The organism is Mesorhizobium sp. (assembly GCF_005063415.1).
In the GTDB taxonomy this organism is placed as follows: domain Bacteria; phylum Pseudomonadota; class Alphaproteobacteria; order Rhizobiales; family Rhizobiaceae; genus Mesorhizobium.
Map to the genome: position 1 here is coordinate 1 of NZ_SUEG01000190.1, position 6,864 is coordinate 6,864.

The window sequence follows — 6,864 nt, forward strand, 5'->3', positions numbered from 1 at the left end:
CCCATTTCCCTTCTATGATGGTGAGCAATCTCTCATTCGTCTGCTGCGCCCAGAGCCCCATCCCTGGCTCTGGTTTCGAAGTCCGCAAAAGTTTGATCTTTGCCGCTAGCAATTCGTCATATAGCGCGGAAGCCTCGGCAACAGGTGAAAAGAGTATCAACGCGCACAATGCTATGAACTGTCTAGGCACTAGGAGCTCCTCGCACGGTTAAAACCGGTATAAAGATTTGGATTCGACATCTGGCAATAAACGACCGGTTTCGTCGACCCGGTCAAGCCAGCGCGATGAATGGTTGCGATATCCCCTGAAAGACCGGCAGCGCCTCCAGCCCTTGGGTCAATCGCCGAGGTGCATTTCCTCGGCTCGGTCATCCGGGTGCGCGTCGGCATCGGCGGCAGCACGGTCTCGCTCGACACGTTCAACAGCCCGGCCACACCGCCACCCGCCGTCGGCGAAAAGGCCGAGATTTCCTTCTCGTCCGGCGACCTGCTGGTGCTGCATTAGGGAATAGTGAACGGTGAATAGTGAATAGTAAGAGGGCACTTTACGCGCCGAAATTTCTCTGCAAGCAACCATTCACCATTCACCATTCACCATTCACCAGCAGCCAAAGCCGTGGCCGTTTTTGCAGTGCCAATCGCCCGGCTTCACCGCTACGATAAGGCATGGCGCTTTTTGAACTCACCCTTGTCCTGCTTCTCATCGCGGTCGCCCTGACCGCGCTGTCGCGGCGTCTGCAGATTCCCTATCCTTCATTGCTGGCGCTGGCCGGCGCCGGCATCGCCTTCCTGCCGTTTGCACCGACCATCGAGATTGACCCGGAGCTGGCGCTCGCTCTGTTTATCGCGCCGGTTCTGCTCGACGCGGCCTATGACACGTCGTTGCGCGATCTCAACCGCTACAAGGTTTCGCTCATCCTGCTGGCGCTTGGCGCCGTCATCTTCACCACGGTGACGGTCGCGCTGGTCGGCTGGACGATGGCAGGCCTGCCCGTCGCCGCCGCCATAGCGCTTGGCGCGATCGTAGCGCCGCCCGATGCGGTGGCAGCCGCGGCCGTGCTCGGACAATTCAAGGTGCCGCACCGCATCACCGCCATCCTGGAAGGCGAGAGCCTTCTCAACGACGCCACGGCGCTGTTGATCTACAGGATGTCGGTTTCCGCAGCCGCCGGCTCGATCCTGTTGAGCAGTGCCGTTCCAATGATCCTGCTGTCGACGGTCGGCAGCCTTGCCGCAGGCTATGTGCTCGGCCGGTTGTCTCTCGCCGTACTCGGCCGAATCGACGATCCGGCGAGCGGCACAGTGGTGCAATTCGCCTCAACCTTCGGTGTCTGGATCCTGGCCGACAGGATAGGGCTTTCCGCCATCATCACGATCGTCGTCTATGCCATGACGATCGCACGTACATCGCCGCGCCGCATGCCGGCAAGGAATCGTGTCAGCTCCTACTCGGTCTGGGAGACGGCGGTGTTCGTGCTCAATGTGCTGGCCTTCGTCCTGATGGGCCTGCAAGCGCGATCGATCGTGGGCCGACTTGCGGAGCAAGGGCAAAGCGAGGCGTTCGTCTTTGCCCTGGCCGTGCTGGCCGTCGTCATCGTATCGCGGCTTGTCTGGGTGCTGGGCTGCGGCGCGATCCTCAGAGCGCTGGCACGTCTGGGCGACGAGGACAGGCGGAAGGACGCACCGACATTCCGCGGCGGCGTGCTCATCGGCTGGTGCGGCATGCGCGGCCTGGTGACGCTTGCGGCAGCCTTCGCCTTGCCGGCCGACTTTCCGGGCCGTGATCCGATCGTGCTCGCCGCTTTCACGGTCGTGCTCGGCACATTGGTGTTGCAAGGCGTCAGCCTGAAACCGTTGCTGCTTCTGCTCAATCTCGACCTCGACCGGACGGTCGACCGGGAGGTGGCGCAGGCGCGCGTCGCCATCATGCAGGCGGCGCTGGACGTGCTCAGCGGCAAGACATCGAGCGCGGCAGGGGCGGTGCGCGAGCAATATGCCGCCCAGCGCGCCATCGCCGAAAACCCGGAGGATGCCCAGGCGGCGACCGAGTATGACAGATTGCGTCTTTATGCCATCAAGAGCCAGCGCGATGCGCTGGAGCATTTGCGCATCGACGGAACGATCGGCGACGAGGCCTACCACCGCCTCGAAGAAGAGATCGACTGGTCGGAACTGGCAGCATCCCCGCCCGGTCGGTTCCAGCCGCTGACCACTTAAAGCGCGTCGCGCTTGAACAGCCTCTTGCGACGCGCTTTAAGTTTTTGTCTTTATGCATGTCGTTATCCCAAAACCGCTGCGCACTTTTGGGCGACAAGCATTAGCATCTGGCCCAAGCTGCCTCCTCCCGGCTGCACATTGCAACCAATCCAGCGAACCGCTACTGCCAGCAGGAAATTGAGCCGGATAAGCAATGAAGCTGGTCAGCTACAACATCCAGTACGGCTTCGGCAGCGATGGCCGCTACGACCTGGCGCGTTGCGCCAAGATCGTTGCCGGCGCCGACATTATCGCCTTGCAGGAAGTGGAACGGCACTGGTTGCGCAGCAACGAAGACGACCAGCCGGAACTTCTTTCGCAATTGCTGCCCGACTATCATTGGGTCTACGGGCCGGCTTTCGACATGGATGCCAGCGAGCGGCGTGACGGCCGCGTCGCCAACCGGCGGCGGCAATTCGGCACCATGGTGCTGTCGAAGCTGCCGATCGTCTGGTCGCGGCTGCATACGCTGCCGCTCAGGCGCACGCTGCGTCCGCTCAACACCCGCAACGCGGCGCTCGAATGCATGATCCGCACCCCCGCCGGCCCGGTGCGGTTCTTTTCGCTGCATCTGGCGCATATCGCCGCCGAGGAGCGGCTGGAGCAGATCGAATACCTGCTCGCCGAGCATCGCCGTACGCCCTCCGAGGGCGGGCCATGGAGCGGCGCCGACGATGAGCCGGCGCGCAACTGGAGCAATGGCGAACAGGAACCCGAAAACCCTTTGGCGGCGATCTGGATGGGCGACTTCAACATGGAGCCGGGCAGCGCAGAGTACCGGCGCATCGTCGGCAGCACGCCCTATCATCGCGGTGCCGCCTATCTCGACGGTTTCGTCGATGCCGCCGCCGTCGCAATGGAACCGACAACGGATTTCCACACCCATGTGAAGACCATCGACGGCAGGATCGCAAAGCGCCGGCTTGACCATTGCTTCGTCGGCGGCATGTTTGCCGGGCGCGTGCGCTCGGTCAGCGCCGATATCGGCCAAACCGCTTCCGATCATTTTCCGCTCTGGGTGAATATCGACCTGGAGACGCCGATCGCCACCGGGACCGGCGGCGGATGAACCGCCGATGAGCCTGTTTGTCTTCTTCGCGGTACTTGCCGCCGCGGCCATGCATGCGATCTGGAACGCGCTGGTCAAGGTCCATCTCGACCGTTTCCTGTCGATCACGCTGATGACGCTCGGCATGGGTGCCGCTGCGCTGGTGACGTTGCCCTTTGTCGAGGTGCCGAAGCCGGAAGTGTGGCCATACATCCTCGCCTCGGTTGTCTTCCACATGGGCTACAGGACGTTCCTGATCGGCGCCTACAAGGCCGGCGATTTTGCCCAGACCTATCCGCTGGCGCGCGGCACCGCGCCGTTGCTGGCCGCTTTGGGGGGCATTATCGTCGTTGCTGAGATGCCGGCGCCGCTCGCCATTATCGGCATCCTCTTGTTGTCGGCGGGCACGCTGGTGCTGTCGTTTCGCGGCGGCGCGCATCTGGAGAAATTGAACCTGCGCGCCGTCGGCTTCGCGCTGGGCACATCGATCTTCATCGCCAGCTATACGCTGTCGGACGGCAGCGGCGCGCGGCTGGCCGCCACCGCGTCGAGTTATGCGGCCTGGCTGTTCGTCTGCGATGCGCTGTGGGCGCTGGTGCTGTGCGTCGTCTTTCGCGGCCCACAGGCGCTGCCGGTGCTGGCGCGCGACTGGAAGGCGGGAATCTATACCGGCGTGCTCAGCGGCGGCGCCTACTGGATCGTGATGTGGGCGATGACCAAGGCGCCGATCGCCTCGGTGGCGTCGCTGCGCGAAACATCGATCCTGTTCGCCATGATGATCTCGGTATTCGCGCTCGGCGAGAAGATGACGGCATGGCGAGGTGCCGCGGTGCTTAGCATCGTCGCCGGCGTTGTTGCGCTGAGGATGGGATAGTCACGCGATCTCGAGGTCGAACACCATCAGCCCGTCCGTGCCGCCTTCGAGCGCCGCGACCAGTCTTGCGCCGGCTCGCTGATGCGCTTCATGCTCCAGATAGGCATCGCGTGCCGCGGCATCGCGAAAGTCAATGGTGAAGCCGTGTGTGAAGCCGCGGGCGAAGGGTTCCGGGCTGGTATTGGCGCTGAATTCGACCTTGCCCATGCCGTCGATCACCGACCGCAACGCTTCGAGATCGGCATGGATTGCCGCGCGCTCGGCGTTGGCGATATCGTCGCGGAATCTGACGAAAACACAGTGCCTGATCATTCCTTGTCCCTCATGCCGCTCGGTTGGTGGAAAACACTGCCGGCGGCAGCGGCTCGCGGCCAAGGATCAGATCGGCGCCCTTTTCGCCAACCATGATCGTCGGGGCATTGGTGTTGGAGGACGGGATGCGCGGCATCACCGAGGCGTCGCAGACGCGCAGGCCCTCGATACCGCGCAGCCTGAGATCGGGCGTCACCACGCTCATCGCATCGTGGCCCATGCGGCAGGTGCCGACCGGGTGGTGGTCGGTCTTGGAACTGCGGCAGGCGTAGTCGAACAGTTCGTTGCCGCTCTGCAGGTCGGGTCCCGGCAGTACCTCGCGCAGCACATAGGGCTCCAGCGCCTTCTGCCGCATGATCTCGCGCGCCAGCCTCAGCCCCTTGATCGACATGTCGCGGTCATAGGGATCGGACCAATAGTTCGGATCGATCAGCGGGCGGTCGGCCGGGTCGGCACTGTTCAGCCGCACCGTGCCGCGCGAGCGCGGGCGCAGGAAGGCCGAGTTCAATGTCACGCCCGGATTGTTCAACTTCTCGACGCCGGCCTCGATGCCGGAGCCGAGGCCGAGATGCAGCTGGATATCGGGAGAGGCGGCGGTCGGATCGGCGTACCAGAAGCCGCCGGTCTCGAACAGGCTGGAGGCCACCGGGCCTTTCTTCAGGAGCAGATACTGCAGGCCGGCCCACGCCGTCCAGTGCAGCTTGGCGTAGTTGTCGTAGGTGTGGTCGCCGGTGCATTCGGCGATGACGAACAGGTCGAGATGATCCTGCAGATTGGAGCCGACGCCTGGCAGGTCGTGCACCGGCGTCACGCCGACCGCCTTCAGATGGTCGGCTGGGCCGATGCCCGACTGCATCAGAAGCTTCGGCGAGCCGATGGCGCCGGACGAGACGATCACCTCGCGCCCGGCGCGCAGGATCGCCGGCTGGCCGCCCGGCCTGTCGACGATCTCGACGCCGACGGCGCGGCCCTTGTCGACGATGATGCGCGTCACCAGAACGCCGGTCCTGACGGTGAGATTCTTGCGCTCGCGGATCGGCCGGAGATAGGCGACCGAGGCGGAGGAGCGCTTCGCGTCCTTCTGCGTCAATTGGTAATAGCCGACGCCCTCCTGGGCTACCCCGTTGAAGTCGGGATTGAAGGGGATGCCCATCTCTTGTCCGGCACGGAAATAGGCCTCGCAGATAGGCAGCGGCGCGATCGGGTTCGACACGCCGAGCGGGCCCTGGTCGCCGTGAAAATCGTTGGCATAGCGCTGGTTATTCTCGGCGCGCTTGAAATAGGGCAGCACGTCGCGATAGCCCCAGCCGTCAAGGCCCTCTTCCTTTTCCCAGGCGTCGTAGTCGCGGGCGTTGCCGCGCGTGTAAATCTGGGCGTTGATCGACGAGCCGCCGCCGATCACCTTGGCCTGCGTGTACCGGAAGACGCGATCGTTCATGTGCTTTTGCGGCACCGTCGACCAGCCCCAGGCGGCGATGCCCTTGGTCATCTTGGCGAAACCGGCCGGCATGTGGATCAGCGGATGCCAGTCCTTGCCGCCGGCTTCGAGTAGCAGCACCTGATGCGACGGATCTTCGCTCAGCCGGTTGGCGAGTACGCAGCCGGCCGGGCCGGCGCCAACGATTATGTAGTCGGTCATGAGATGTAGCCAGTCATGGGATGTAGTCCGTCATGGCGTCACCTGTTCATAGCCTCGGCACCGACAGCGCGCCGTCGACGTTGATGACCGAGCCGGTCGAAAAGCCGAGCTTGCCACCGGCGAGCGCCGCCACGGCGGCACCGATATCTTCGCTCTCGCCCCAGCGCATCGCCGGCACCAGCCCGCCGTCGATCAGCCCGTCATATTTGGCGGTGACACCGGCGGTCATGTCGGTGCGGATGATGCCCGGCCGCACCTCGAACACGGCGATGTTTTCCGTGGCAAGCCGCAGCGCCAGGTTCTTCACCCACATCGAAAGCCCGGCCTTGGAAATGCAGTAATCGGCACGTTCCGGCGAGGCCATGCCGGCGCTGACCGAAGTGATGGTGATGATCGATCTCGCACCATCGCTCGGCAGGCCGAGCATCGCTTTGGCAACGGCCTGGCCGAGGAATACGGTGCCGCGCAGATTGATGCCGAGCACCCGGTCGAAATTTTCCGGCTTGAGTTCAAGCAGGTCGCCGCGCAGGACGGTGCCGATGCCGGCATTGTTGACCAGGCAGTCGATGCGGCCGAAGGCGCTTGTCGCGGCATCAATCAGTGCTGCATGGCCGTCGAGGTCGGCGATGTCGCAGCGATGGTATGCGAATGAGGCGCCGCGCGCCGTAATGTCGGCGGCGAGTCCATCGGCGGGCTTGTCGGCAAGGTCTGCGACGAGGAGGTCGAAGCCTGCAT

7 protein-coding genes and 1 pseudogene are annotated in these 6,864 nt (G+C 63.8%); 4 read left to right on the plus strand and 4 right to left on the minus strand.

All coding sequences use genetic code 11. From position 1 onward, the window contains the following. A partial coding sequence (locus E5W70_RS28955) for a hypothetical protein (RefSeq protein WP_292664717.1) occupies nt 1–190 on the minus strand: 190 nt, incomplete at its 3' end. Between the two features lie 144 nt (nt 191–334). Here E5W70_RS28955 and E5W70_RS28960 point away from each other — a divergent pair. From E5W70_RS28960 to E5W70_RS28975, 4 genes and pseudogenes are all read left to right on the plus strand, one after another. Then, nucleotides 335–505 (plus strand): annotated as a pseudogene (locus tag E5W70_RS28960) (TOBE domain-containing protein); the annotation flags it as partial. 161 nt (nt 506–666) lie between these two features. Next, nucleotides 667–2,217: a cation:proton antiporter gene (locus E5W70_RS28965; protein WP_292664718.1), complete on the plus strand. Its 1,551-nt coding sequence runs from the start codon at nt 667–669 to the stop codon at nt 2,215–2,217. Nucleotides 2,218–2,410: 193 nt separating this feature from the next. Continuing rightward, nucleotides 2,411–3,325, plus strand: coding sequence for an endonuclease/exonuclease/phosphatase family protein (locus E5W70_RS28970; protein ID WP_292664719.1), 915 nt, complete (start codon nt 2,411–2,413; stop codon nt 3,323–3,325). Between the two features lie 7 nt (nt 3,326–3,332). After that, a complete protein-coding gene (locus E5W70_RS28975) occupies nt 3,333–4,178 on the plus strand; it encodes an EamA family transporter (RefSeq protein ID WP_292664720.1) in 846 nt (281 codons plus the stop codon). On the opposite strand, the gene E5W70_RS28980 is transcribed toward E5W70_RS28975, so the two are convergent. From E5W70_RS28980 to E5W70_RS28990, 3 genes are all read right to left on the minus strand, one after another. Beyond that, a complete protein-coding gene (locus tag E5W70_RS28980; protein ID WP_292664721.1) occupies nt 4,179–4,490 on the minus strand; it encodes a Dabb family protein in 312 nt (103 codons plus the stop codon). Nucleotides 4,491–4,500: 10 nt separating this feature from the next. After that, nucleotides 4,501–6,129 carry a GMC family oxidoreductase N-terminal domain-containing protein gene (locus E5W70_RS28985; protein ID WP_292664722.1) on the minus strand — a complete coding sequence of 543 codons (1,629 nt, stop codon included), beginning with the start codon at nt 6,127–6,129 and terminating at the stop codon, nt 4,501–4,503. A 46-nt stretch (nt 6,130–6,175) separates the two neighbouring features. After that, the coding region (locus E5W70_RS28990; protein ID WP_292664723.1) for a 3-ketoacyl-ACP reductase at nt 6,176–6,864 on the minus strand (689 nt) is incomplete at its 5' end.